General features: G+C 58.5%; 23 protein-coding genes. 14 read left to right on the top strand and 9 right to left on the bottom strand.

Translation table 11 applies throughout. From position 1 onward, the window contains the following. The first annotated feature begins 13 nt into the window (after positions 1-13). The 5 genes from ppdK to glmM all read left to right on the top strand — a co-directional run bounded on the left by ppdK (position 14) and on the right by glmM (position 6,714). The gene (ppdK, locus tag MUY35_RS15705; RefSeq protein WP_248370124.1) at positions 14-2,563 is read left to right on the top strand and encodes a pyruvate, phosphate dikinase; all 2,550 of its coding nucleotides are present in this window, start codon (positions 14-16) and stop codon (positions 2,561-2,563) included. A gap of 154 nt (positions 2,564-2,717) precedes the next feature. Further along, positions 2,718-3,368 carry a cell wall hydrolase gene (locus tag MUY35_RS15700; protein ID WP_248370123.1) on the top strand — a complete coding sequence of 217 codons (651 nt, stop codon included), beginning with the start codon at positions 2,718-2,720 and terminating at the stop codon, positions 3,366-3,368. 101 nt (positions 3,369-3,469) lie between these two features. Then, on the top strand, positions 3,470-4,354 hold the full coding sequence (locus tag MUY35_RS15695) for a dihydroneopterin aldolase (RefSeq protein WP_248370122.1): 885 nt from the start codon (positions 3,470-3,472) through the stop codon (positions 4,352-4,354). Further along, positions 4,351-5,358, top strand: a complete 1,008-nt coding sequence (folP, locus tag MUY35_RS15690) for a dihydropteroate synthase (protein WP_248370121.1) — start codon at positions 4,351-4,353, stop codon at positions 5,356-5,358. Before MUY35_RS15695 ends, folP begins: the two co-directional genes overlap by 4 nt. A 3-nt stretch (positions 5,359-5,361) precedes the next feature. Continuing rightward, on the top strand, positions 5,362-6,714 hold the full coding sequence (gene glmM, locus MUY35_RS15685) for a phosphoglucosamine mutase (protein WP_248370120.1): 1,353 nt from the start codon (positions 5,362-5,364) through the stop codon (positions 6,712-6,714). 3 nt (positions 6,715-6,717) lie between these two features. Here the strand turns inward: glmM and MUY35_RS15680 are convergent, their stop codons facing one another. Further along, entirely contained in the window at positions 6,718-7,620 is a 903-nt protein-coding gene (locus MUY35_RS15680) for a DMT family transporter (protein WP_248370119.1), read from the bottom strand. A gap of 79 nt (positions 7,621-7,699) precedes the next feature. Here MUY35_RS15680 and MUY35_RS15675 point away from each other — a divergent pair, with 79 nt between their 5' ends. Beyond that, the gene (locus tag MUY35_RS15675) at positions 7,700-8,017 is read left to right on the top strand and encodes a metalloregulator ArsR/SmtB family transcription factor (RefSeq protein WP_248370118.1); all 318 of its coding nucleotides are present in this window, start codon (positions 7,700-7,702) and stop codon (positions 8,015-8,017) included. After that, complete coding sequence (locus tag MUY35_RS15670; protein WP_248370117.1) at positions 8,010-8,471, top strand: SRPBCC family protein; 462 nt, start codon at positions 8,010-8,012, stop codon at positions 8,469-8,471. The genes MUY35_RS15675 and MUY35_RS15670 overlap by 8 nt, the downstream gene beginning before the upstream one ends. Positions 8,472-8,546: 75 nt before the next feature. Here the strand turns inward: MUY35_RS15670 and ilvC are convergent, their stop codons facing one another. Further along, positions 8,547-9,569, bottom strand: a complete 1,023-nt coding sequence (gene ilvC, locus MUY35_RS15665; RefSeq protein WP_248370116.1) for a ketol-acid reductoisomerase — start codon at positions 9,567-9,569, stop codon at positions 8,547-8,549. Positions 9,570-9,706: 137 nt separating this feature from the next. Between ilvC and MUY35_RS15660 the strand changes: the two genes are divergently transcribed. The 3 genes from MUY35_RS15660 to MUY35_RS15650 all read left to right on the top strand — a co-directional run bounded on the left by MUY35_RS15660 (position 9,707) and on the right by MUY35_RS15650 (position 11,809). Continuing rightward, a complete protein-coding gene (locus tag MUY35_RS15660) occupies positions 9,707-10,162 on the top strand; it encodes an Lrp/AsnC family transcriptional regulator (protein ID WP_248370115.1) in 456 nt (151 codons plus the stop codon). Beyond that, positions 10,159-10,614: an Lrp/AsnC family transcriptional regulator gene (locus MUY35_RS15655; protein WP_248370114.1), complete on the top strand. Its 456-nt coding sequence runs from the start codon at positions 10,159-10,161 to the stop codon at positions 10,612-10,614. The genes MUY35_RS15660 and MUY35_RS15655 overlap by 4 nt, the downstream gene beginning before the upstream one ends. 67 nt (positions 10,615-10,681) lie before the next feature. Then, positions 10,682-11,809 (top strand): aminotransferase class V-fold PLP-dependent enzyme, encoded by a 1,128-nt coding sequence (locus MUY35_RS15650; RefSeq protein WP_248370113.1) that lies wholly within the window; start codon positions 10,682-10,684, stop codon positions 11,807-11,809. Positions 11,810-11,857: 48 nt separating this feature from the next. On the opposite strand, the gene MUY35_RS15645 is transcribed toward MUY35_RS15650, so the two are convergent. The 3 genes from MUY35_RS15645 to MUY35_RS15635 form a co-directional block, all read right to left on the bottom strand. Then, positions 11,858-12,058, bottom strand: a complete 201-nt coding sequence (locus tag MUY35_RS15645; RefSeq protein WP_248370112.1) for a hypothetical protein — start codon at positions 12,056-12,058, stop codon at positions 11,858-11,860. Positions 12,059-12,159: 101 nt separating this feature from the next. Further along, positions 12,160-13,359 carry an FAD-dependent monooxygenase gene (locus tag MUY35_RS15640; RefSeq protein WP_248370111.1) on the bottom strand — a complete coding sequence of 400 codons (1,200 nt, stop codon included), beginning with the start codon at positions 13,357-13,359 and terminating at the stop codon, positions 12,160-12,162. A gap of 3 nt (positions 13,360-13,362) precedes the next feature. Further along, positions 13,363-14,034, bottom strand: coding sequence for a pyrimidine 5'-nucleotidase (locus MUY35_RS15635; RefSeq protein ID WP_248370110.1), 672 nt, complete (start codon positions 14,032-14,034; stop codon positions 13,363-13,365). Between the two features lie 152 nt (positions 14,035-14,186). Here MUY35_RS15635 and MUY35_RS15630 point away from each other — a divergent pair, with 152 nt between their 5' ends. Beyond that, positions 14,187-14,831, top strand: coding sequence for a GntR family transcriptional regulator (locus tag MUY35_RS15630; protein WP_248370109.1), 645 nt, complete (start codon positions 14,187-14,189; stop codon positions 14,829-14,831). Here MUY35_RS15630 and MUY35_RS15625 read toward each other — a convergent pair. After that, on the bottom strand, positions 14,803-16,743 hold the full coding sequence (locus MUY35_RS15625; RefSeq protein WP_248370108.1) for a glycosyltransferase family 2 protein: 1,941 nt from the start codon (positions 16,741-16,743) through the stop codon (positions 14,803-14,805). The genes MUY35_RS15630 and MUY35_RS15625 overlap by 29 nt on opposite strands. A gap of 107 nt (positions 16,744-16,850) precedes the next feature. Next, a complete protein-coding gene (gene carA / locus MUY35_RS15620) occupies positions 16,851-18,023 on the bottom strand; it encodes a glutamine-hydrolyzing carbamoyl-phosphate synthase small subunit (RefSeq protein ID WP_248370107.1) in 1,173 nt (390 codons plus the stop codon). Between the two features lie 207 nt (positions 18,024-18,230). On the opposite strand from carA, the gene MUY35_RS15615 reads away from it, so the two are divergent. Together MUY35_RS15615 and MUY35_RS15610 are read left to right on the top strand one after the other, a co-directional pair. Then, positions 18,231-18,689: a GatB/YqeY domain-containing protein gene (locus tag MUY35_RS15615; protein WP_248370106.1), complete on the top strand. Its 459-nt coding sequence runs from the start codon at positions 18,231-18,233 to the stop codon at positions 18,687-18,689. Between the two features lie 191 nt (positions 18,690-18,880). After that, on the top strand, positions 18,881-19,387 hold the full coding sequence (locus MUY35_RS15610; protein WP_248370105.1) for a GNAT family N-acetyltransferase: 507 nt from the start codon (positions 18,881-18,883) through the stop codon (positions 19,385-19,387). 26 nt (positions 19,388-19,413) lie between these two features. Here the strand turns inward: MUY35_RS15610 and MUY35_RS15605 are convergent, their stop codons facing one another. Then, positions 19,414-19,917 (bottom strand): DUF2244 domain-containing protein, encoded by a 504-nt coding sequence (locus MUY35_RS15605; protein ID WP_248370104.1) that lies wholly within the window; start codon positions 19,915-19,917, stop codon positions 19,414-19,416. Positions 19,918-20,097: 180 nt separating this feature from the next. Between MUY35_RS15605 and MUY35_RS15600 the strand changes: the two genes are divergently transcribed. After that, positions 20,098-20,454, top strand: coding sequence for a hypothetical protein (locus MUY35_RS15600; protein ID WP_248370103.1), 357 nt, complete (start codon positions 20,098-20,100; stop codon positions 20,452-20,454). 78 nt (positions 20,455-20,532) lie between these two features. On the opposite strand, the gene MUY35_RS15595 is transcribed toward MUY35_RS15600, so the two are convergent. Next, a complete protein-coding gene (locus tag MUY35_RS15595) occupies positions 20,533-22,206 on the bottom strand; it encodes a cytochrome c oxidase subunit 1 (RefSeq protein ID WP_248370102.1) in 1,674 nt (557 codons plus the stop codon). Positions 22,207-22,373: the final 167 nt, after the last annotated feature.

Below are 22,373 nucleotides of genomic sequence, written 5' to 3'. Positions count from 1 at the left end.
GAAATTGGGTAAAATGGCCTTTACAGAGATCACACCATCCGCGGCGATCGAAAATGCGCGCCATGGCGGGCGGGCGAAATGCCTGCAACGCCTGATCCGGCTGGATATGCCGGTGCCGCGCACGGTGGCGCTTAGCTTTGACGCTGTTCACGGCATTTCCGCTGGGGATATGCCCGATCTTGCTGCGATGCTTGACCTTTTTGGGCCTGATCCGCTGGTCTCGGTGCGCCCGTCATCGGAAGATCCTGATTGGGGCGGCCCTGGCGCAATTCTGAACATCGGCATGAACGACGCGGTGCACGCCAAGCTGATCAAAACCCATGGAGAGGTCGCGGCAAACGCGCTTTATCTGCGGTTTATTCAGTCTTATGCCGTCCATGTGGGGCGTTTGGACCCGGATGAGTTCGAAGTCTTCTCGACCCCCTCAGCCGACGCGCTGAAAGCCGCGCTTGAGCTTTACGAAGAGGAAACGGAAAGCTATTTCCCACAAGACCCCAAAGAACAACTGGCTGAAATTCTGCGGTCCATGGCGCGGGCGTGGGAAGGCACGACAGCCCGCCTGTTGCGTCAGGCCAAAGGCGCTCCAGCGGATGCTGGGCTGGGGCTTGTGGTGCAGAATATGGCGCTGGGCGTCGGCCAGAATACCTGCGGATCTGGCGTGATCCAGTTCGTTGATGGGCAGACTGGGCGTCGCGAAATTCGCGGGCGGTATCTGTGCAAAAGTCAGGGGCGCGACGCAATGACGGAGGCGGGCGACCGCGACGTCATGTATCTGACGAAGGACCCGCGTGGACGCTCGATTGAGGAGGTGCTGCCCGAGAATTTCGCCAACCTCGTCAAGTTTGGTGACCTTTGCCGCACCCGCCTTTGCGAAGAGATGGAGATTGAGTTCACCATCGACAACCAAGAGCTGTTCATCCTTGACGCCGTGCGCGTCCAGCGCAGTGAACGCGCCAATGTGCGCATCGCGGTGTCACTGGCGGAGGACGGTATCATCAGCCGCGAGGATGCCGTTTTGCGTATCCCGCCGCGCGCCTTAAGCGAGCTTTTGCACAGCCAGTTTGACCCGGACGACAAGCGCGATCTGTTCGGACACGGCATTGCCGCCAGCCCCGGTGCCGCGACAGGCAAGATCGTGTTCAATGCGCGCGCCGCACAGGCGATGGCGTCGCAGGGCGAAAACTGCATCCTCGTGCGCCGTGAAACCAGTCCCGAAGACATTAGGGGCATGCACGCTGCCAAGGGTATCTTGACGATCCGTGGCGGCATCACCAGCCACGCGGCTGTTATCGCGCGCGGTTTGGGCCTGCCCTGTGCCGTCGGCGCACAGGACCTGATGCTTGACAGAAAACTCGGCAAGCTGATTACCAAGGATGGGCGCGAATTCATGGAAGGCGATGTCATCAGCATTGATGGCTCAACCGGTAACGCCTATGCGGGCGCGGTAAAAATGTTGCCCCCTGAACTTGGGGAAGGGTTTCAGACCCTAATGACTTGGGCCGACGAATTTCGCGACATGGGCGTGCGGGCCAATGCCGACACGCCGCCCGATGCGCGCAACGCCCGTATGTTTGCCGCTGAGGGCATCGGCCTGTGTCGGACCGAGCATATGTTCATCGACGATGACCGTCTTCTGGCGATGCGCGAAATGATCTTTGCCGACCATGCCGATGATCGCCGGGCGGCACTTGATCGTTTGCTGCCAATGCAGCGCGCTGATTTCATCGAACTTTTCGAGATCATGCAGGGCTTGCCAGTTTGCATCCGCTTGTTCGACCCGCCGCTGCACGAATTTCTGCCGCATGGGCGCGAAGGGCTCAGGGAATTGGCCGAGGCGCTTGACCTGCCATTGCGCGATGTTGAGCGCCGGGTTGCGGGTCTGCGGGAATTTAACCCGATGCTGGGCATGCGCGGCGTCCGTTTGGGCATCACTGTGCCGGAAATCTATGACATGCAGGCCCGCGCTATTTTTGAAGCCACGGTCGAGGCTTCCAAACTGGGCGATCCAGTTGTGCCCGAAGTGATGATCCCACTCGTGTCCGCCAAGCGCGAGGTCGAAATCGTGAAAGCGCGTGTCGATGCGGTTGCCGCTGAAGTTCGAATTGAGACGGGTGCGAGTTTCACCTATCGGCTGGGCGTGATGGTCGAAACCCCCCGCGCAGCCCTTACGTCGGGCGAGATTGCGAAACATGCCGCCTTCATGTCCTTTGGCACCAACGATCTGACCCAGATGACCTATGGCCTGTCGCGCGATGATGCGGGACGGTTCATGGGCGAATATGTTGAGCAGGGCGTCTATGACGAAGATCCGTTCCATATGCTGGACGCTGATGGGGTTGGCGAGCTGCTGCAGATGGGCGCCGCGCGCGGTCGCGACGTGAACCCTGATCTGACCCTGTCGATCTGCGGCGAACATGGTGGCAACCCGGAATCAATCCGATTCTGTCGCGACGCTGGCTTTGATTACGTCTCATGTTCGCCTTTTCGGGTACCGATCGCGCGGCTGGCGGCAGCACATCTGGCAATCGAAAGTCGGATAGAAAAATCTTTCCCAAGCAGCTGAACTAAAACAGGAATCCCAATTTTTGCGCCCGCCCCGGACTGCTTTTCACCGCGATGTCTGTGCTGCGAAAAACCGCTGGGCTGGACCAAACGCCGAGATTTTCGTAATCAAGCTACCAGAAAAATGACGTTTATCCGGTGTGGGGGGATAGCGAATGAACCAGCTTCTTCAGAAGATGGCGGTAAGCCTTTGCTTAACGCTGGCAGTTTTTGTGACACCCTATCAGGCCGCCGCGCAGGACGCGGCAAGCCCGTTTGGCAGTTTGCTTTTGCAAGATCGCGCGGGCCTTGTGGCGATGTCGGGTGAACGGATTGCGGCCATGGGCACGCTGCCATCGCCGAGATCTACAAGCAAATCGGCAGAGATGTTGGCCTCAAAATATTCGACGAAATGGCTGTCATCCCAGCCTAAGCCGCAACAGGACGCCGAATGGCGCTGCCTGACCGAAGCGCTGTATTTCGAAGCACGTGGCGAAACGGTGAAGGGTCAGTTTGCGGTGGCGGAAGTGATTATGAACCGAGTGGAACACCCGCGTTATCCGAACTCGGTTTGTGGTGTGATCAAACAAGGCACCGGGCGCAAATATGCCTGCCAGTTTACGTTTACCTGCGATGGGCGGCCCGAAGTGATCAATGAGCCAGGTTCGTTCGCACGCTTGGGCAAGGTCGCGCGTGCAATGCTTGATGGAACCGAACGGGCGTTGACCGGCGGTGCCACGCATTATCACACCAGCGCTGTCGCACCATCTTGGGCCAATCGGCTGACCCGCACGGCCAAAATCGGCGTCCATCGGTTCTATCGCTGACCCGTTTTCCTGATGGCGCTTGACGCAGACCGCCCGTCGTTTTGCGCTGGTCAATACGTGCCGGAAAAGGGCAATGTGGCCGCATCGAAGACGGGGTCACCATGACGGATGATGCATCCATTGCTTTTGGAACACTTGAACAGCGTGCAGGTATTGAGCCAGACGCCGAGAACCGGCCTGACCGTATTTCCGTGCGCGATCATGTGGTTGACGTCGAAATCGGCGCGTTTCAATCCGAACGTGGCACCACCCAACGTCTAAGCTTCAGTGTCGTGGCAGAGGTTGCCCCAAACGACGGCGCGCAGACCGACGATGTGGATGACATTCTGTCATATGACAAAATCACCGAAGCGATCGGGGCCGAGCTTGCGGCGGAACGGCTGAACCTGTTGGAAACTCTGGCTGAACGGATTGCCGACCGGATCTTGACGGTTCCCCAGCCGCTTAGAGTATTTGTGCGCATCGAAAAACTGGATCGTGGGCCTGGCAAGTTGGGAGTCGAGATTGTGCGAACGCGCGTCTCAGCGCAAGCGCGTGAAGGCGCGACGAAAATCTCAAACCCGCGCGTGATCTATCTGGAAAGCGCGGCGTTTACCGACCCGGACCTGCGCTCGTTTCTGGACCGTCTGGCCGCGGACCCGCGCGCCTTTGTCTTGTGTGTCGGCATGGGCGACAGCCCCGGCCCGCAGGTTGATGATGCAACCGCGCAGAGGCATATCGACCTATTGGCGATTGAGCAAAACGCGTGGCGCTTGTCCGCCACTGATGCGCGATGCGTCGTCGTTGGTACCCGGACCGAGTTGGACTGGGGCATGAAAAACAACCAGATCAGCGTTTGGGCACCATCCAAGCTGGTGCTTGACGCTGTGGACGGGCCGACCGGGGCTGACCCGCGCGACCTTGCCGCTTGGCTTGCAGATGCATTGAGTGCCAAGGCACTGGTGGTGGTCGGCGAAGACGGCTCATCCCTTCAGGTTTTGCCATGACGACGCGCCATCAACCCGTTGTACGCTCTGGTGCGCCATATACCGGACAGCCGCTGGCCGGATCGGCGCAGGCGTGGTTTGATGAGGTGCTGTTGCGCCGTCGTGGCTGCCCGCCTGATCGGATGGCCTTGGCGGATTGCGCGCCGCAGGACCAGACGCGGCTGACGCGCCCGCGTGCCTCGATCTGCGACCTGTCGATGGACCGCCCCAGAGTGATGGGGGTGCTGAACGTAACACCCGACAGCTTCTCGGACGGGGGTGATCACGCAACGATTGAGGCAGCCGTCGTGCGCGCGCATCAGATGGCACAGGATGCCGATATTCTTGATATCGGCGGCGAAAGCACCCGACCCGGCGCGAACGAGGTGACAGAGGTTGAAGAAGTCCGCCGCACATCAGAGGTGATTTTGGCAATCCGCGCCGCCGGAATTTCCACACCCATTTCCATTGACACCCGCAAGGCTCGCGTGGCCGAGGCCGCGTTGGACGTCGGGGCAAATATGGTCAACGACGTGGCGGCCTTCACCTTCGATCCCGAGCTTGCCGATCTGGTCGCCGAACGCGATGTGCCGATCTGTCTGATGCACGCCAAAGGCCGACCCGACACGATGCAGAACGACCCGCGCTATGACGACGTGCTGTTCGATGTGATGGACTTTCTGGAAGAACGCATCGCATTCGCCACCAGTCGCGGCATCGCCCGTGAGCGGATAGTGACTGACCCCGGCATCGGGTTTGGTAAGACTTTGGAACACAATGTGACTTTGCTCAAGAACCTGTCCCTGTTACACGATCTGGGCCTGCCGATCCTTCTTGGCGTATCACGCAAACGGTTCATCGGAACGATTGGGCAGGCCGACGAGGCAAAGGACCGGATGGCTGGATCACTGACCGTCGCGCTTCACGGCATTCAAAATGGGGCACAGATCCTAAGGGTCCATGATACGTTCGAGACCCGGCAGGCGATCCGTCTGCAACAGGCAATGATGGAAAGAGAGATTTGAGCAGTGGTAGATAAACTATTCGGAACGGACGGTGTGCGCGGTCTGGCCAATAGCTGGCCGATGACCGCAGAGATGGCGTTGAAACTTGGTGCGGCAGCTGGACGTCACTTTCGCCGTGATGGGTCGAACGGCCACCGGGTCGTGATCGGCAAAGACACCCGCCTGTCCGGTTATATGCTGGAAAACGCGTTGACCGCCGGGCTGACTTCGACCGGGATGAATGTGCTGCTGCTTGGTCCGGTTCCAACCCCTGCTGTGGGGCGGCTGACGCATTCGATGCGGGCGGATCTGGGGATCATGATCTCTGCGTCGCACAATCCGTACCATGACAACGGAATCAAGTTCTTCGGCCCTGATGGTTTTAAACTGTCGGATGATGACGAAGCGGACATCGAACGCCTTGTGCATAACGGCGTTGAACCCGTGCAGAACCAGAACATCGGACGGGCCAAGCGGATCGACGAAGGCCGGATGCGCTATACTGAATACCTCAAAACTACCTTCCCTGAGAACAAGCGCTTGAACGGGATCAAGGTTGTGATCGACTGCGCCAATGGCGCGGCCTATCGCACCGCACCCGAAACTTTGTGGGAACTTGGGGCCGAGATCGTGCCGGTTGGCGTGGCGCCCGATGGGACGAACATCAACAAGGGTTGCGGCTCGACCGACACCGCGTTGGCGGCCAGAACCGTCGTTGAAACGGGGGCAGATCTGGGCATTTGTCTGGATGGTGACGCCGACCGGATCATGATCATTGACGAAAAGGGCAAAGTGGCCGACGGCGACCAGATCATGGGCTTGTTTGCAAGCCACTGGGCCAGAGAAGGTCGCCTGAAAGGCGGCAAACTGGTGGCCACAGTGATGTCGAACCTTGGGCTAGAGCGCTTCATGGCCTCAGAAGGGTTGGAGCTATTGCGCACCAAGGTGGGCGACCGCCACGTGGTTGAGGCGATGCGCGCTGGCGGCTATAATTTGGGCGGCGAACAATCGGGGCATATTGTCATGACCGATTTTGCCACGACAGGAGACGGCCTGCTGGCTGGCATTCAGTTCCTGGCCTGCATGATCGAGACCGGCAAACCCGCATCCGAGCTTTGCAAGGTGTTCGACACCGTCCCGCAGCTTTTGAAAAACGTGCGTTACGAGGCCGGACAGACCCCACTTGAAGCAGACAGCGTTAAATCGGTGATTTCCGACGCAAAAGCGAAACTGGATGGTCAGGGTCGTTTGCTGATCCGCAAGTCAGGCACCGAGCCCCTAATCCGCGTGATGGCGGAATGCGAAGATGACATATTGCTGGCCGAAGTTGTCGACGGCATCGTCGCAGAGGTCGAAACCGCGGCGACATCAACCTGAGGCCTAAGCGCGCCGCAACGTCCTTTTCAGGCTAAACCACTGGCTGACGGCAAGCCCCGTCAGGATCATCGCCAATGCGATGAAGAAGCGCAAGGGTAGGGCCTCGGACAAGATCCATGCGCCAAACACCATCGACCAGACCGGCACCTGATAATTCACAAGCGTCATGAACACCGATCCCGCGCTGCGGATGATCGACACCCTAAGCAGCGTCGCCAGTGCCGTCGGCACCAACCCCAGCACGATGATTGCCAGCCCGGATCGGGTGTCCTGCCATGCGGGCACACCTTCCGTCGCCAGCATGATGGGCACCAGAATGACCGATCCGACAACCAGCGTCAGGGCGGCCAGCGTCACAGGGTCAATAGGCGGGCAGCGCCGCGTGAAGATCGACGCCAGTGAATAACAGAACGCCGCACCGATACAAGCAAGCTGGGCCAGCGGCTCGGACCCTTGGCCCAGCTTTGCAAGGCCCGGCCCGATCAATACCAAAGCGCCGCAAAACCCCAACGAGACCCCGACGAACTTGCGCATGTTCAACGGCTCGTCCGAGAAGAAATGCGCAAGTGGCAACACCATCAAGGGGATTGCCGCCATGGACAGGCCGGCAAAGGCCGACGGCACATATTGTTGCCCCCAGCTTAGCATCACGAAGGGCAGGGCGGTCGACAAGATGCCGATGACGGTGATCGACTTCCACAACGCCGCATCCCAAACGGGCATAGAACGACCCGTTCCCCACATCAGCGCCAACAAAGCCGCAGCGCCCAGCGTTGTGCGCGCAGCGGCAACGGTCACGGGACCATAGCCCTCAAGCGCGATGGCGACGACCATGAAGGTGCCGCCCCAGATTAGGCCAAGCGCAATAACGCCCGCCCAGTCGCGGGATGTGGGGTTGTCAGTCATGTGTCCGACATATCTTGCGACCCCGGGCTTGTCATCCGCAGTTTATTGCATTTGCGTAAGATTTCACTTGCCGTAAGTTATGACTTACCAAGAATCACTTGCGGCTTTAGCCGACCCGACTCGAAGGATGATTTTTGAGGCGGTCGCCCGCGCCCCGCGTGCAGTGGGGGCGCTGGCCGATGAACTGCCCGTCAGCCGCCCCGCCGTTTCACAGCATTTGAAAGTGCTGTCAGATGCCGGTTTGGTGATGTGTCGCATTGAAGGGACGCGCCGTATCTATGCTGCGCGACCGGAAGGTTTGGCCGAATTGCGGGCGTGGCTGGATCAATACTGGACCAACGTGCTGGTAAATTTTGCAAGTGAAATCAATGATAATGGAAGGGAGTCAAATGACTGACCCGATTATTAAGACCGTCACAGTGAACTGCGCGCCTGAAAAGGCATTTGATGTGTTCGTGAACCGAACGTCGGGCTGGTGGCCGCTTGATAGACACGCTGTTTCAGCCGGGGCGGGAAAAGTAGCACTGGCCGTTACGATTGAGCCACAGGTCGAAGGGGCTGTCTATGAAACGATGCATGACGGCAGTCGCACTGATTGGGGTCAGGTGGTGGAGTTTGAGCCGGGCCGGAAACTTGCCATGACGTGGCATCCGGGCGAGAACGCCGAGGTGTCCACACGGGTTGAGGTCGCTTTTGCCGCAACAGGTGACGGGCAAACCGAAGTGACATTGACACATTCAGGTTGGGAAGTCCTGGGAACAGACGCGGACGATCGTCGCAACAGCTATAACGGCGGATGGGAAACCGTCTTCATCGCGCGTTATGCGGGGGCCTGCAACGAAAGCCCATGAAAAAGGGCGACCATTGGGGCCGCCCTTGTGCTGACAAATGTCAGGTCAGTCGTCTAGGTGGTCAGCAAGACCGCCTTAGTTCTTTTCTTTGTCGACCATTTTACCAGCCGAAATCCAAGGCATCATGTCACGCAGTTTCTTGCCGACAACCTCGATCTGGTGTTCGTCGTTGGCACGACGCGAGGCCTTGATGGTCGGTTGACCAACAGCGTTTTCCAGCATGAAGTCACGCACAAACTTGCCGCTTTGGATGTCGGCAAGGCTTTCTTTCATGGCCTTCTTGGTGGCTTCATACGGCAGAATGCGTGGGCCGGTGACATACTGGCCGTATTCTGCGGTGTTCGAGATCGAGTAATCCATGTTCGCGATGCCGCCTTCATAGATCAGGTCCACGATCAGCTTGGTTTCGTGCAGACACTCAAAATACGCCATTTCGGGCGCGTAACCAGCTTCGACGAGAGTCTCGAAACCGCAACGGATCAGTTCAACGATACCGCCGCACAGAACGGCTTGTTCGCCAAACAGGTCAGTTTCGCACTCTTCACGGAAGTTGGTTTCGATGATGCCCGAACGCCCGCCACCGATGGCCGAGCAATAGGACAGGCCGATTTCCAGCGCTTTGCCGGTGGCGTCCGTGTTCACAGCCACAAGGCAGGGCACGCCGCCGCCTTTTTGGTATTCGCCACGCACGGTGTGACCGGGGCCTTTGGGGGCCATCATGATGACGTCGATGCCTTCTTTCGGCTCGATCAGGCCGAAATGCACGTTCAGGCCGTGAGCAAACGCAATCGCGGCACCCGGCTTGATGTTGTCATGCACGTATTTCTTGTAGGTCTCGGCCTGAAGTTCGTCGGGCATGGTGAACATGATCAGGTCGCACCAAGCGGCTGCTTCAGCGATGCCCATGACCTCAAGGCCTTCAGCGGCGGCTTTCTTGGCCGAGGCAGAGCCTTCGCGCAGGGCAACCACAAGGTTCTTGGCGCCGGAATCGCGCAGGTTCAGCGCGTGCGCGTGGCCTTGGCTGCCATAGCCCAGAATGGCCACTTTTTTGTCTTTGATCAGGTTGATGTCGCAATCGCGATCGTAATAGACGCGCATATCGGGCGCTCCTTGCATGAGTTTCGTTCTGCCGGGCATCATAGGGAAGCTGTCCATGGTGACGAGATCAGAAAGCATGAATTTCACACCGATATTGATCATTTCAATTCGCGCAATTGGATGATAGTGAAAAAAACATGCTTGATGATACCGATAGACGCATTCTTAGACAGATGCAGGCCGATCCGATGATGGCCGTGCCAGACTTGGCAAGCCTTACCGGCATGTCCACAGCGCGCCTGACGCGTCGGATTGAACGATTGCGCGACCAGAACATCCTGCGCGGCCCGCGCGCCGTCATCAACTGGCGCGCCTTGGGCTACTCGGTTGAGGTCAGCCTGCGCATCACCCTTGATAAGACCCAATCGCGGGCCTTCGATGATTTCATCACTGCCGCGCGCGACATACGTGAGGTGATCGAAATCCAGACCTTCCTTGGCCGCGTCGATGTGCGGCTATCCGTCATCGCGCGTGACATGGCGCATTATCAGGCGATCTATCGCGATCAACTGCTCGCCCTGCCGCACATCGCCGATATCGAAGCCCTGATGCACGTGGCCCGGATCAAATCAGACGAGGCTTTGCCGCTATGATCGACCTTGATGACATCGATCGCGCCCTTTTGCGGGCTTTGTCTGAGGACGCCACGCAATCGGCAGGCGCGTTGGGGCGTGATGTTGGGCTTAGCCAACCCGCGACATGGCGCCGTATCAAGCGGTTGACCGATCACGGGGTTATTGCTGGGCGGCGCTTGGACTTGGACCGCGAGGCATTGGGCTTTGGGGTGGCGGTCTTTCTGGGCATCAAACTGGCCACCAAGGGCCGCGTTAGCCTTGAGGATTTCGAACGCGCCGTATGTGCCATCCCCGAAGTGCAGACCGTCGAACATGTGCTTGGCATGTATGATTACCGCCTGCGTGTGGTGGCCCGCGACATTGCCGATTTCGAACGGGTGCTCAGACGCCGGATCATGACGCTTCCCGGTGTGGGGGATGTCGAGGCCAATGTGCTTTTGTCCGAAGAACGCCGCATGGGTCCGATTTGACGCCTTCCAAACCGAACAGATTTAGGCCACGCTGCATCCAAAGTGGAACCATTGAACGGAGCCTGCCATGAAAGCCCTTTTGCCTGATATCGACCCGGATGGAATGCTGGAATTTTCGGTGGTATTCACTGACCGGTCGCTGAATCACATGTCGACCGCCTTTCAGGGCGTGATGAACGACATCTCGGCGACGCTGAAAGAGGTCTATAACGCAGACGCCGTGGCGATTGTGCCCGGTGGCGGCACCTACGCGATGGAAGCCGTCGCGCGCCAGTTTGCCACCGGCAAGCGTGCGATGGTTATCCGCAACGGCTTCTTTTCCTTCCGCTGGAGCCAGATTTTCGAGATGGGCGCGATCCCGTCAGACGAAACCGTGATGAAGGCTCGCCGCGTCGGCAATGCGCCTGATGCCCCCTTCGCCCCCGCCCCGATTGACGAGGTTGTCGCACGTATCAAAGAGGAACGTCCCGACGTCGTCTTTGCCCCGCATGTGGAAACCGCAAGCGGTATGATCTTACCGGATGACTACCTGAAAGCCGTCGCGGACGCCGTGCATGCAGTAGGCGGCATCTTCGTGCTGGATTGCATCGCGTCTGGCTGTGCGTGGGTCGACATGAAGGCGACCGGCGTCGATGTGCTGATCTCGGCCCCGCAAAAAGGGTGGTCGGCGCAGCCGTCTGCCGGGCTGGTCATGATGAATGAGACAACGCGCGATCTGGCAAAGGCGGCCACCTCGACCTCGTTCGCCGTTGATCTGGGCAAATGGCTGTCCATCATGGAAACCTACGAGGCAGGCGGCCATGCCTACCACGCGACGATGCCCACTGATGCCCTGCGCGCCTTCCGCGACACAATGCTGGAGACCAAGGAATACGGCTTTGACAAGCTCAAGGATGCGCAATGGGATCAAGGCCGCCGGGTGCGCGAATTGCTGGCGTCGAAAGGCGTGAAATCCGTCGCAGCGGATGGGTTCACGGCACCAGGGGTCGTTGTGGCCTATACGTCCGACCCGGACATCAAGGCGGGCAAGCCCTTTGCGGCCGAAGGGGTTCAAATCGCCGCCGGTGTGCCGCTGATGTGCGACGAAGGGGGTGATTATTCCAGCTTCCGGCTGGGGCTGTTCGGCCTTGACAAGCTGTATGATGTGGACGCTAGTGTCGCGCGTCTGGATGCCGTTCTGTCGAAAGTGCTTTGATCAGAAGGCGCGCGGGGATACCCTGCGCGCCGTCTTTGACAGGCTGGGTCAGGCTTTGCCGCCGGCCATCAAGACCAGCAAAACATAGATCACCGGGACGGTCGCTAGCCCCACCAAGCCCACACCGGTAATTCCCATCGTCAGGAAACCCAGCACCAATGCCAACACGATCGCGCCAAAAATCATGAATGTGATTTTTTCCGCGCGGGCTTCGGCGGCTTTCTCTTCTGAGGTCTGTTGAGTAGCCATCGTGTGTTTCTCCTTGTTCGCTGCGTCGCAAGGGGTATCCTTTGCAACTGCAGAAAGTGACATGCGACAAACCGGCATTGCGTCGGCATGTCGCAGTAAGATCAGCTTGGTCCCAAACCTGCACGCATCACGCGTTTGCGCATCGGGGCCACGTCGTGCACCGCTTTTAAACCCATCAGCCGCACGGCCTGCAACACGCCATCGCCTGAACGGGTCACGCGGTTGAACAGGTCAATCACACGGGCGCGCCGCGCGATGTCGCTGGTGCGGGCCTTCCCATAGGCTTGCATCATATCTGGGTCGCCCAATGTGCCGGGGGCTGCTTCTGCCAGTTCCAACAACGCGATCACGTCATTGAGCGAGGTGTTGAGCCCTTGCGCACCGATCGGCGGCAGCGCGTGGGCCGCTTCCGCCACCACCGCCACACGGCCCGAAGTCAGTTGGTCGGCGGTTTGCGTGATGATCGGCCAGACCGAGCGGTTGCCTTGAAGACGCATCCGCCCAAGCAGACCGGTTGAGCGGGCGAACATCACCTCCTCAAACTCTGCAACTGGCATGTTCATCAACTCAATCGCGCGCGGCCCCTTGTTCATCCACACAATGGCCGAGGCGTTTTGGCCGTCAATATCGGGCAAAGGCACGATGGTGAAAGGGCCACCTTCGTTATAAATCTCGGTCGAGATATTGTCGTGTGGTAGGTCATGGGTGACCGTGAAGGCCAGCGATTTCTGACCATAGCGGGTGGTGGAAACCGTGATCCCAACAGCCTCGCGCAGGGGCGAGAACTTGCCGTCAGCCGCAATCCCCATTCGCGCCCGAACCTTGTCGCCGTTGGTAAGCGTCACGATGACCTCGCCCGTGCGTTGGACGAGGGACCGGAAACCCGATCCATACAACGTCGTGATCTGCGGTTGTTGTTGTAGATAGTTCCAGATTTCACGACGCACGACCCAGTTCATCAGGTTCCAGCCGAACGGTTCGTCGCCCATATCATCAGATTGAAATACCCGGCGGTCGCGGATCACAGGCGGCCAGCCCGTGGTGTCAATGACTGCCAATTGGTCCAGCGGTTTCGCGTGAGGTTCCAGCAGCGGCCACAATCCGATCCGGTCAAAAAGCTGGCGCGCCGGTTGTAAGAATGCGGTCGAGCGCAGATCAGACTTACTGTCATCCGCGCTTACAACCGGGGTAAACGGGTCAGCCATGACGACGCTAAACCCCGCTTCAGCGAAGGCTGCGGCGGTGACCTGACCGGCGATACCGCCGCCCGAGATGAAGATATCAGCAGAGTGGTCCGTCATGGGTCATTCTTTCGTGTCTGGGCAGGCGGCGTCAACAAGTTGGCGCAGAAATGCTGTCAGGTCGTCTGTGTGATGGTGGATATGGCCCGCAGGTTCGGGGTCTGGCGCGACATGAACGGTGCGCATTCCCAGCGCGTGCGGTACCGCCAGGTTGCGGGGATCGTCTTCGAACATCGCCGCAACCTCGGGGGTCAGGCCATCGCGCGCAAAGACCTTGTCGAACGCGGCGCGGTCGGGCTTTGGGTGAAAATCCGCGTGTTCCACGCCATAGACGGCGTCGAATAATCCTGCCAATCCGCGTGCCGCCAGCACCCGTTCGGCATAGGGGGCCGATCCGTTGGTGTAGACGATCTTGCGACCGGGCAGTGAGCGGATATGTTGAGCGAGTGCTGGATCGACCTCAAGGTGCTCCATCGAGATGTCATGCACATCGTGCAGATAAGGGGCCGGATCGACCCCGTGTTCGCGCATCAAACCGGCAAGTGTGGTGCCGTAGGTATGCCAGTAATGCTGACGCAGGTGGTCGGCTTGGTGGCGATCCACGCCAAGCGCTTGCATCACCCAGTTGGTCATGCGGATCTCGATCTGATCGAACAGACGCGCGTGGGGCGGATATAGCGTGTTGTCCAGGTCAAAGACCCAGGCGCTAACATGAGAAAAGTGATCGGTCACCATGGCGTGAGGCTACTCTTGTTGGCAGGTGGGGGAAAGGGGGTGGGGGGAAATCTGACGCCCTGCGACAGTCTGTTGCCGGGTTCGTGTTTGCGTTAAACAGGCTTGCATGATTAGGTTGGCGAATTGATACCCGAACCATAGATGAGGACACCGTGGCCGAGGTCAAACAGGGACAGAAAGACGCATACGAGTTGATCCTCGACGCGATTGATATGGGCACCTACAAGCCCGGTGACAGGCTGGTGGAAAGTGAACTGGCTGACCGGTTCGGCGTCTCACGCACCCCCATCCGCGAGGCATTGCAGCGACTGGAAACGCAATCGCTGCTGACGCGCGACGGACGCAGTTTGATCGTCGCGTCGCTGAGCCATAATCAACTGGCAGAACTTTATGTTGTGCGATCAGCACTTGAAGGGCTGGCCGCATCGCTGGCCGCTCAACATGCAACCCCCGAAGAAATCCGCGTTTTACGCGAAATGGTCGAGGACGATCGAGCCCGCCTGTCCGATCCAGCGGCCCTGTCCCGGTCCAACCGCCGTTTCCACAAGCAGCTGCATCTGGCGTCCCATAACCGCTATCTGGTGCAACAACTGGATCTTGTGCATCGCACAATGGCGCTTTTGGCAACCACGTCGTTGGCGGCAGAGGGTCGCAGTGAGAAGGCGATTGCGGAGCATGACGCCATTGTCGCTGCGATAGAGGCGCGCGATCAGGCCGCGGCTCAGGCAGCCCTGAAAGCCCACATCTCGCAAGCGTTTGAGACACGCATCAAACTGGATTCAATGGCGGGGAAATAACCACCTCCGGGTCATCGTCATCGAATTTCCCGTGCTGCGTCTTGTCCCAATAAAAGGGCTTGGTCACGATCTCGACAAAGCCTTTCATCGCAGCAAGTGATGCCAGCGGGTAATATAAATGCAGCGTTGGCACCCAAAAGCGCAACCAGCGAAGTTTTGCGTTGCTGACCGCTTGGATGCCAACAGTGATTGTCAAAAGTTCGGTCGCCATGAAAACTGTGCCAAGGATGATCAGAAGCTCGTTAGGCATGACGCCGCGCAACGGATGCGGTAGGCCCAGCGGAAACGCCCAGAAGGTCCACAGGATCGGCGCTAGTAGAAATTGCGACAAGCTGCCCAGAAACAGGATCTGAAAGCCCAGAAATTTCCACCATCCCAAGTCGCGCAACAGCTGGCGCGGTTGGCGCATATGTACGCCATATGTCATGGCATAGCCCTTGATCCAGCGTGACCGCTGCTTGATCCACGGCCAGACACGGCAGTTTGCCTCTTCTTCAGTGACGGTGTCGACCAGTTCGGTGCGATAGCCATGCCGCGCCAGCCTTATGCCCAGATCGGCGTCTTCGGTGACGTTATGGGCGTCCCAGCGCCCCAGTGCCTCAAGCACTTCACGGCGGAAAAACAGAGTCGTGCCACCCAGCGGAATGGCAAAACCAGCGCGCTCTACTCCCGGCAAGACGATGCCCCACCACGTGGCGTATTCGACGGTAAAACAACGGCTTAACCAGTTGGTGCGGGCGTTGTAGAAATCCAGCTTGCCTTGCAAACAGGCCACCTCAGCCTCGCGTTCGGCGAACCTTCGCACGATTTTGTGGATCTGATCGGGCGCGGGGGCGTCTTCGGCGTCATAGACACCGATCACTGACCCGCGACAGAAATCCAAAGCAAAATTCATCGCGCGCGGTTTTGTTTTGACCACCCCGCGCGGCACGACGATCTGACGCATCCAGCGTGGCAAATCAGACTTCGCGAGCGTTTCTTGCGTCATGGTGTCGTCTTCTTCAACCACCAGACACACGTCCAACAATTCTCTCGGATAGGACAGGCGTGCCAATCGTTTCACCAAGCGTCCGGCGATCTCGCGTTCTTTGTAAAGCGGCACGAGGATGGAGACCGTGGGCAATTTCAGGAACCCACGTTCGTGTTTCGGCGCGGCGTTCTCGGATAGTGGCGTACGACCCTGACGCCAATACTGGATAGCCGCGAGGGCTTTGAGGGTTGAATTCAAGAGCAATGTGAGCACCGCCCAGGCGACAAGCGCGACGAAACCCGCGAAAGAGGAGACGATGAACAAAGCACACAGGCCAATGACCAGCGCGGCCGCGAAGCGCGCGACAGAACCCGTGCGCCACCCGCGACAGCTTTCAGCCTCGGACACATGGGTTTCGGCGTGAAGGGCCAATGATCGGTGTCGCATCGCCACAAGCGCAGTTTGGATATCACTTTCTGGTGCGATGGCCAGACAACAACGCCCCCAATCGGCCGGAAACGCACCCTGCATTCGGCGGAATTCATCGGGACGCGAACAGATAATGACGGTTGCGCCGCCGACATGCTTCCATGGCACGATGCCATTGCGAATGCAGAACGCGGCACCTAACCGATCAATCAACCGGACGTCCGGCGGTTCATGCTGCAAATCGGCGATCTGGCACCCATATTGCTGCGCCAGCCCGGCATAGAGATCGGCCTGACGGACCCAGCCATTTGTCAGAAGGATGTCGCCAAACCGTGCATCCTCGCGCATTTGAAGCGACACGGCCATGGCCAGGTTTTCGGAACTTAGCGCGCCCATCTCGACCAGAATCTGACCTAGTGGCTTGCGGTCATGTCGCGGCGGTGCCTCGCGCCTTGCCGACCCGCGCGAAGGCAGGGCATCGGACGGGACAAGGCGCAGGTTGGCGGCGGGCATCTGTATGCTCTTCGGATTATTGGTCCAAACGAGCATGAAGAGCCTTTGGTTAACAGCGGGTTAACTAAAGTTTTTTCGTGCCAAATTTGTGCAGATTTGAGACGGTGTTAGCCGCGCCCGTCCATCGCCTCGGCGAACCGTTCAAACAGATAATAGCTGTCCATCGGACCCGGGCTGGCTTCGGGGTGATATTGAACCGAAAAGACCGGACGGTTTTCCATGCGCAACCCGCAGTTCGAGCCGTCGAACAGGGACACGTGGGTTTCAACCACGCCTTTGGGCAGGCTGTCCGCATCCACCGCGAAGCCATGGTTCATCGACGTGATTTCAACCTTGCCGGTATCATAGTCTTTAACCGGATGGTTTGCGCCGTGATGGCCGTGGTTCATCTTGATCGTGCGCGCGCCAAGGGCCAGCGCAAGCATCTGGTGGCCAAGGCAAATTCCAAAAACCGGCAGGTCGGTTGTATCAAGGATCGTCTTGATCATTGGCACGGCATATGCGCCAGTGGCCGCCGGATCGCCGGGGCCATTGGACAGAAAAACTCCATCCGGGTTGTGCGCCAGCACCTCGTCCGCAGTGGCGGTTGCGGGCAGAACGGTAACGTCGCAGCCAGCCGATGCAAGGCAGCGCAGGATGTTGCGTTTCGCCCCGAAATCGAGCGCTACCACTTTGTGACGCGGGTTTTCCTGCTTGGGATAGCCATCAGGCCATGCCCACCGCATTTCGTCCCATTTGTAGCTTTGGGCGCAGGTGACCTCCTTCGCCAGATCCAGCCCCTCAAGCCCGCAAAAGGCGCGGGCTGCGGCGATCAACGCTTCGATGTCGAAGTTTCCTTCGGGATCATGGGCGATGGCAACATGCGGCGCACCTTGTTGGCGGATCGCGCGGGTCAGGCGGCGGGTATCAATGCCTCCGATCCCGATCCGACCGCGCTTGGCCAGCCAATCGACCAGGTTTTCGGTCGCACGCCAGTTTGATGGCTCGGTCGGGTCCCATTTCACCACCATACCGGCGGCGACCGGATCACCGGTTTCGTCATCTTCCGGGTTCACACCGACATTGCCGATGTGTGGAAAAGTGAACGTGACGACCTGACCTGCGTAAGACGGGTCGGTCATGATTTCTTGATACCCCGTCATGGCGGTGTTGAAACACAACTCGGCGGTGGTCGTGCCAGTCGTGCCAAACCCGTGACCATAGAATATGGTCCCGTCGGCAAGAGCCAGACAGGCGGTGGGTTTTGCAGCTTCTGAGGCTTGGGCGGTGGCAGCGGACATGTGGCGACTCCCGATCGACAAATCGTCGTGAAACTAGTGGCGCTGGCCCTTGGGGTCAAGAGGTGGCTCAAGCGGCAACACGCCGTTTGCCCATTTTTACATATCGTTACTTTTCAATATGTTAAGGCTGCTGCCCCCCGGTTGAATGCAACACCGCTTTTCGATAAGTTGCGAGCTTCGTAAAGGTCACAGCAAATGGATGGATCCATGGACATGCGCAGCCGGGTGAATGATGCCCTGAAAACGGCCATGAAAAACAAGGATGCGACGCGCCTGTCGACGCTTCGCTTGATCAGCGCCGCCATCAAGGACCGCGACATCGCCATGCGCGGCACGGGCGAAGAGGTCGAGGTGACAGACGCCGATGTCCTGGCGATCCTCGGCAAGATGGTGAAGCAACGTCAGGAAAGCGCGCGCGCTTATGAAGAAGGTGGGCGGTTGGAACTGGCCGAAAAGGAGTTGTCCGAGATTACGGTGATCGAAGATTTCCTGCCCAAGCAATTGTCTGATGAAGAAACCGATGCCGCCGTCGCCGCGGCGATCAGCGATGTTGGTGCCGAAAGCATCCGCGATATGGGCAAGGTCATGGGCGCGCTAAAGGCCAAGTTCACCGGGCGAATGGATTTCGGTAAGGTTGGCCCGATGGTGAAGGGGAAATTGGGGTAAGGCCTGCGGGCCTCTCCTCCCACCCATACAGCATGTTACATCGTCGCAGGCTGCGACACACTTGGCTTCGCATGGTCTGGGCTTTAGGGTTCAGCACTGGCAGGCCCGTTCACATCTTCGCTGTTCAGACAGGACACAAACAGGCAATGCGGGTATGGTAGGCGCATAGCCCCAGACGAAGCCGTTATGCCATGCTGATAATTGAACGAGCAGTTTTCCCAAAAGATACGCCCATAGTTGGGTCTTTGTTTCTTGGATATATCGAATTTCTGTTCGATAGATCTCCGCAAGAGCGGGAAAATATTAGACAGAAATACGACCCCGACAAGATTGACGATCTGGTCGAAAACTTCGCCACGATTCATGCGCGACCGAACGGCGACCTGCTTATCGCCAGTCATGAAGGAAAGCCCGTTGGGTGCGGAATGATGCGCGCACTGGGTGAAGAGGTTGCCGAAATCCAGCGTGTTTTTGTCACTGAAGATGCACGTGGGCTTGGGGCGGGCAAAGCGTTGACCTTGGCGCTTATGGAGCAGGCTCGGAAAGACGGCCATACCACCATTCGTCTTGATACCGGGCGCGCCCTTGTCGAGGCATCAGGCCTTTACGAAAAGTTGGGCTTCAAGGAATGCGCGCCTTACCATCAGGACACGCCGTATCTTGATCATTTGATAAAGTATTATGAGAAGCCACTCTGACCATAGCGAACGATACCGTCCGCCGTTCAATCAATTGACTTCACCCGCAGAAGCGCCTCGCGCAATTCCTCATACAATTTCGGTCGCTCAGCTTCCGACAGGAACGCGCCGATTTCGACCTCGCGGCCGTTGCCCCTCAGCGTAACATAGTTGGGCACAGGGCCGCATTTCTTGTGCATTTCGACCGTGACCCAATAGGGGTCGGCGTCCCAACGCTGTTCGCCGCCACGCGGGCCGTGGCGGGTCAGGGTCATCCGGTCGGACCAGATCACAAGTTCCTCAAGGATTTCACCGTCCTTGTAGCTTTTCTCGATGAAAAACCACAACGCGCCCATCGCCCCCAGCGCGAAGGGAAGAAGCCACCACAGGGTGGCCGTCCCCAGCAGGGCCAGCAACGGGATAAGCATCAGCGTGAAGCCCAGCCCCATGACCCAAACGAAACCGCGCCGGGGTAGAGAGCGGAAAGGCCAGAGGTGCAGCTCTGCTTTCGGTGCGTCTGAGCCATCATTAGGCATCCATTCGTAAGGCATTGGTGCGCGGTTCCATCGTTAGCAGGAGGCCTTAGAAAAACCGCAGCGACAGTGGGAGGCAAGCAGAAAGTGGCGCGCCACGTACCATGGGGCTTGCATCGACCTGCACTCGCTGAGACGTGATTGGCGAAAGGGATGCGCGCGCTGCACAATGACCAAAACCGAATAATGGAGCGACTGATGCGATACCTCTGGCTTGGCCTGCTTTGCGCCACCTCACCAGCCTTTGCCCATGAGGCCGAGATTGTGGGTGCGACCGCGACACCGTCGGGCGCGGGATGGAGCATTTCAGTCACGCTTGCGCACGAAGAAACGGGTTGGGACGATTACGCAGATGGCTGGCGGGTTGAAAACGACGCTGGCGATACGCTGGGAACGCGCGTATTGCAGCACCCGCACGCCAATGAACAGCCCTTCATCCGCAGCCTGCCCGGCGTCTCGCTACCAAATGGGACCGAAGCAATCTGGATCAGGGCCCGCACCAGCGTTGACGGATGGGGCAAAGCGCGGTTCCAGCTGGAATTGCCAGCTCAGTGACAATATGATTGCAGCTGGCGTCCCCGAATGCAAAAGGCCCGGACAATTGTCCGGGCCTTCTTTGTTTATCAGGTCCGCTTAGTGCGAATGACCTTTGTCCCATTCTTCCTGCTTGGGCAGGATTTCAAAGGTGTGCTCTGGCGGTGGGCTGGGCAGGGTCCATTCCAGCGTGTCCGCATATTCGTTCCAATAGTTATTCTCGGTCACACGTTTGCCCTTGAACAGCGTGTAGAACACGATGCCGATGAAGAACACGAATGATGCGAAAGACAGGAACGCACCGTATGAGCTGATCTTGTTCCAGTATGCGAACGCTTCCGGATAGTCGATGTAACGACGCGGCATGCCTTGGCGGCCCAGGAAGTGTTGCGGGAAGAAGGTTAGGTTCACGCCGACGAAGAAAGTCCAGAAGTGGATCTTGCCTGCAAGCTCGGGATACTGGCGACCGGACATTTTGCCGATCCAGTAATAGACGCCCGCAAAGATACACATCACGGCCCCAATCGACATGACATAATGGAAGTGCGCCACAACATAATAGGTGTCATGATACAAACGATCCACGCCAGCCTGCGACAGAACCACGCCGGTTACACCACCAACGGTGAACAGGAACAGGAAGCCCATCGCAAACAGCATAGGTGTCTTGAACTCGATCGAGCCGCCCCAAAGCGTCGCAATCCACGAGAAGATCTTGATCCCCGTCGGCACCGCAATAACCATGGTTGCCAGCATGAAATAGGATTGCTGGGTCAGCGACATACCAACCGTATACATGTGGTGTGCCCACACAACGAAGCCGATCACGCCGATGGCGATCAGCGCCCAAACCATCGGCACATAGCCGAAGATCGGTTTGCGTGCGAAGGTGCCAATCACGTGGCTGATCAGGCCGAAGCCGGGCAGGATCACGATATACACTTCCGGGTGTCCGAAGAACCACAGGATGTGCTGATACAGGATCGGGTCGCCGCCGCCGGACGGATCAAAGAATGTCCCGCCAAAGTTACGGTCGATCAGCAGCATGGTGATGGCGCCTGCCAGAACCGGCAGCGACAGCAGGATCAGCCACGCGGTCACAAAGATCGACCACGCAAACAGCGGCACCTTGAACAGGGTCATGCCGGGCGCACGCATGTTCAGGAAGGTGGTGATGATGTTGATCGCCCCAAGGATCGACGAGGCACCAGATACGTGCACCGCGAAGATCGCGAGGTCCATCGAATAGCCGCCTTCGGTCGTGGACAGCGGAGGATACAGAACCCAGCCAACGCCCGACCCAAGCTGGTCATTGCCACCCGGCGCAAACAACGAAGCCACGCCAAGTGCCACACCCGTTGCATAGAGCCAGAACGACAGGTTGTTCATCCGTGGGAAAGACATGTCCGGCGCACCAATTTGCAACGGCATGAAATAGTTGCCAAATCCACCAAACAGGGCGGGGATGACCACGAAGAACATCATCAGGACGCCATGATAGGTGATCATCACGTTCCACAGATGCCCGTTCGGCGTACATTCTGCTGACGCATCGGCGATGAAGCGCGCGCCTTCAAGGCACATGTACTGAACGCCGGGGTCCATAAGCTCGAGCCGCATATAAACGGTGAAAGAAACCGAGATAAAACCGGTCAAACCGGCCAGGAACAAATACAGAATCCCGATATCTTTGTGGTTGGTCGACATAAACCACCGGGTAAAAAACCCGCGTTCGTCGTGGTGGTCATGGTCGTGAATGGCTGCGTCCGCCATGCTTCCCTCCCTTTGGGGTTAACGTGACCAGAGCGGAGAGTCACTCCACCCGGCTTTTTAACGTGTGTAATATGCGGGGCGGGGTCGGGCAACGTCGCAATCGTCGCAAAGGGCAAAAAAATGCGCCCCGCACCGGGTTTTACCGGGCGGGGCGCGATGTTGGTCAG

This window comes from Aliiroseovarius sp. S1339 (genome assembly GCF_023195695.1).
Classification (GTDB): domain Bacteria; phylum Pseudomonadota; class Alphaproteobacteria; order Rhodobacterales; family Rhodobacteraceae; genus Aliiroseovarius.
Note: the sequence above shows the minus strand (reverse complement) of the source record. Positions and strands in the feature narration are given on the sequence as shown.

Bases quoted from the DNA above. Each gene is read 5' to 3' on its own strand.
- MUY35_RS15635 (WP_248370110.1), bottom strand. From the start codon at position 14,034: ATGGTGACCGATCACTTTTCTCATGTTAGCGCCTGGGTCTTTGACCTG.
- MUY35_RS15675 (WP_248370118.1), top strand. From the start codon at position 7,700: ATGACTTACCAAGAATCACTTGCGGCTTTAGCCGACCCGACTCGAAGG.
- folP (WP_248370121.1), top strand. From the start codon at position 4,351: ATGACGACGCGCCATCAACCCGTTGTACGCTCTGGTGCGCCATATACC.
- MUY35_RS15625 (WP_248370108.1), bottom strand. From the start codon at position 16,743: ATGCCCGCCGCCAACCTGCGCCTTGTCCCGTCCGATGCCCTGCCTTCG.
- ppdK (WP_248370124.1), top strand. From the start codon at position 14: ATGGCCTTTACAGAGATCACACCATCCGCGGCGATCGAAAATGCGCGC.
- MUY35_RS15615 (WP_248370106.1), top strand. From the start codon at position 18,231: ATGGACATGCGCAGCCGGGTGAATGATGCCCTGAAAACGGCCATGAAA.
- MUY35_RS15655 (WP_248370114.1), top strand. From the start codon at position 10,159: ATGATCGACCTTGATGACATCGATCGCGCCCTTTTGCGGGCTTTGTCT.
- ilvC (WP_248370116.1), bottom strand. From the start codon at position 9,569: ATGCGCGTCTATTACGATCGCGATTGCGACATCAACCTGATCAAAGAC.
- MUY35_RS15645 (WP_248370112.1), bottom strand. From the start codon at position 12,058: ATGGCTACTCAACAGACCTCAGAAGAGAAAGCCGCCGAAGCCCGCGCG.
- MUY35_RS15600 (WP_248370103.1), top strand. From the start codon at position 20,098: ATGCGATACCTCTGGCTTGGCCTGCTTTGCGCCACCTCACCAGCCTTT.
- MUY35_RS15660 (WP_248370115.1), top strand. From the start codon at position 9,707: ATGCTTGATGATACCGATAGACGCATTCTTAGACAGATGCAGGCCGAT.
- MUY35_RS15700 (WP_248370123.1), top strand. From the start codon at position 2,718: ATGAACCAGCTTCTTCAGAAGATGGCGGTAAGCCTTTGCTTAACGCTG.
- carA (WP_248370107.1), bottom strand. From the start codon at position 18,023: ATGTCCGCTGCCACCGCCCAAGCCTCAGAAGCTGCAAAACCCACCGCC.
- MUY35_RS15670 (WP_248370117.1), top strand. From the start codon at position 8,010: ATGACTGACCCGATTATTAAGACCGTCACAGTGAACTGCGCGCCTGAA.
- MUY35_RS15640 (WP_248370111.1), bottom strand. From the start codon at position 13,359: ATGACGGACCACTCTGCTGATATCTTCATCTCGGGCGGCGGTATCGCC.
- MUY35_RS15650 (WP_248370113.1), top strand. From the start codon at position 10,682: ATGAAAGCCCTTTTGCCTGATATCGACCCGGATGGAATGCTGGAATTT.
- MUY35_RS15610 (WP_248370105.1), top strand. From the start codon at position 18,881: ATGCTGATAATTGAACGAGCAGTTTTCCCAAAAGATACGCCCATAGTT.
- MUY35_RS15695 (WP_248370122.1), top strand. From the start codon at position 3,470: ATGACGGATGATGCATCCATTGCTTTTGGAACACTTGAACAGCGTGCA.
- MUY35_RS15680 (WP_248370119.1), bottom strand. From the start codon at position 7,620: ATGACTGACAACCCCACATCCCGCGACTGGGCGGGCGTTATTGCGCTT.
- MUY35_RS15595 (WP_248370102.1), bottom strand. From the start codon at position 22,206: ATGGCGGACGCAGCCATTCACGACCATGACCACCACGACGAACGCGGG.
- MUY35_RS15605 (WP_248370104.1), bottom strand. From the start codon at position 19,917: ATGCCTTACGAATGGATGCCTAATGATGGCTCAGACGCACCGAAAGCA.